Annotated in this window: 1 protein-coding gene and 1 pseudogene; one reads left to right on the forward strand and one right to left on the reverse strand. The window is 73.0% G+C overall.

Going from position 1 to position 2,070, the window contains the following annotated elements:
• The coding region (locus tag ABWK99_RS15880; protein WP_372595652.1) for a class I tRNA ligase family protein at window positions 1–1,625 on the reverse strand (1,625 nt) is incomplete at its 3' end.
• A 176-nt stretch (window positions 1,626–1,801) separates the two neighbouring features.
• On the opposite strand from ABWK99_RS15880, the pseudogene ABWK99_RS15885 reads away from it, so the two are divergent.
• A pseudogene (locus ABWK99_RS15885) lies at window positions 1,802–2,070 on the forward strand (hypothetical protein); the annotation flags it as partial.

Genomic DNA, 2,070 nt, shown 5'->3' on the forward strand with positions numbered 1-2,070 from the left:
AGGGCGATGGGCAGGTCGTTCTCGTCGTAGACGATCGGGAACGGCTCACCCCAGTAGCGCTGACGGCTGAACAGCCAGTCACGCAGCCGGTAGGTGACGGTGCCGGTGCCCATGCCCTTGGCCTCGAGCCACGCGATGATCGCGCTCTTCGCCTCGGTGACGCCGAGCCCGTCGAGGCTGATCTCCTCGTTGGCCGAGTTGATCGCCACACCCTCACCCGTCCAGGCACCCCCGTCGAAGCCCTCGGGCGGGGCGACGGTGCGCACGTGCGGGAGCTCGTAGGCCTGGGCGAAGTCCCAGTCGCGCTCGTCCTGCGCGGGGACCGCCATGATCGCCCCGGTGCCGTAGCCCATCAGGACGTAGTCGGCGGTGAAGACCGGGATGAGCTGCCCGTTGACCGGGTTGGTCGCGAGGTGGCCGGTGAACACCCCGGTCTTGCGGGTGTCGGCCTGGCGCTCGACGGCGGTCTTGGCTGCTGCCTCGGCACGGTAGGCCGCGACCGCCGCGGCCGGGCTGCTGTGCCCGCCGGTCCACACGCCGTGCGTGCCGTCCGGCCACGCGGCAGGGACCTCGTCCAGCACGGGGTGCTCGGGGGCGACCACCATGAACGTCGCGCCGAAGAGCGTGTCGGGGCGAGTGGTGAAGACCTCGAGCTGCCGGCCGCCGATCAGGTCGAAGGTGACCGCTGCGCCTTCGGAGCGACCGATCCAGTTCCGCTGCATCGAGCGGACCTTCTCCGGCCAGTCGATGAGGTCCAGGTCGTCGGCGAGGCGGTCAGCATAGGCCGTGATCCGCATGTTCCACTGACGGAGGTTGCGCTTGAAGACGGGGTAGTTGCCGCGCTCGGAGCGGCCGTCGACCGTGACCTCCTCGTTCGCCAGCACCGTTCCGAGGCCGGGGCACCAGTTGACCGGGGTCTCCGAGACGTAGGCCAGACGCTGGCCGTCGACGATCCGACGCCGCTCGACGGCGTCGAGCTCCGCCCAGGTGCCGGCCGGTGCGTCGACGGGGAGCGCGCGGGTGCCGGCCGCGTAGGAGGCCTCGAGCTCGGCGATCGGCCGGGCCTGGCCGAGGCCGCCGTCGGGCCGCACGGCCTGCTCGTCGTACCAGGAGTCGAAGATCTGCAGGAAGATCCACTGCGTCCAGCGCACGTACTCGGCGTCGGTGGTGGCGAAGGTGCGCCGGGAGTCGTGGCCGAGTCCGAGGCGCCGGAGCTGACGACGCATCGTGACGATGTTCGCCTCCGTCGTCGTGCGCGGGTGCGCTCCTGTCTGCACCGCGTACTGCTCGGCGGGGAGGCCGAAGGCGTCGTACCCGAGCGCGTGCAGGACGTTGTCCCCGCACATGCGGCGGTAGCGGCCGACGACGTCCGTCGCGATGTAGCCGAGCGGATGCCCGACGTGCAGACCCGCGCCCGAGGGGTAGGGGAACATGTCCATGACGACGAACGAGCGCTGGGACGGGTCGGCGTGGTTGCCCTTCGCGTCCGTGAGCGCGCCGCTGGGGTTCGCGGTGTGGAACGTGCCGCGCTCCTCCCAGAGGTCCTGCCACCGCTCCTCGATCTGCGCAGCGAGGGCTGCGGAGTAGCGGAACGGGACCTCGGGCGCCCCTGCGCCCTCCGTCATGGTGTCGGGAGCGGTGTCGGGCGTATGCACGGGGCAAGGCTACCGTCGCCGCGGGCCCCCCGATGGCGGCCGATCGACCCGTGAGCAGGCGCAGCGGGCCCCGCCTGCGCACGGCTCGGCCCGGGCGATCGTGCGAGCACCGACCGTGCCGAGGCGCGGATCACTAGGCTCGACGGATGAGCACCGACGCCCAGGACCCTGCCGCCGCCCTCGCGATCGCCCAGGCCGAGGCCGAGGCGGCCACCGCTCGCGCCGCTGCGGCTCTGGCGGCCGCCGAGGCCGCCGAGGCCAAGGCCCGCGCCCTCAAGGCCGCCGTGGAGGCCGGCGTGACCCCCGCGACGACGGCCGGGACGACGGCCGGGACGGCCGCCGAGACGACCGAGTCCGAAGCCGGTGCTAGCGGGACGGTCGAGCCGCCGCCCGCCTCGCCCGGACCGGCCGCCCC

The sequence above is a fragment of the Actinotalea sp. genome (assembly GCF_041597215.1).
GTDB lineage: Bacteria > Actinomycetota > Actinomycetes > Actinomycetales > Cellulomonadaceae > Actinotalea.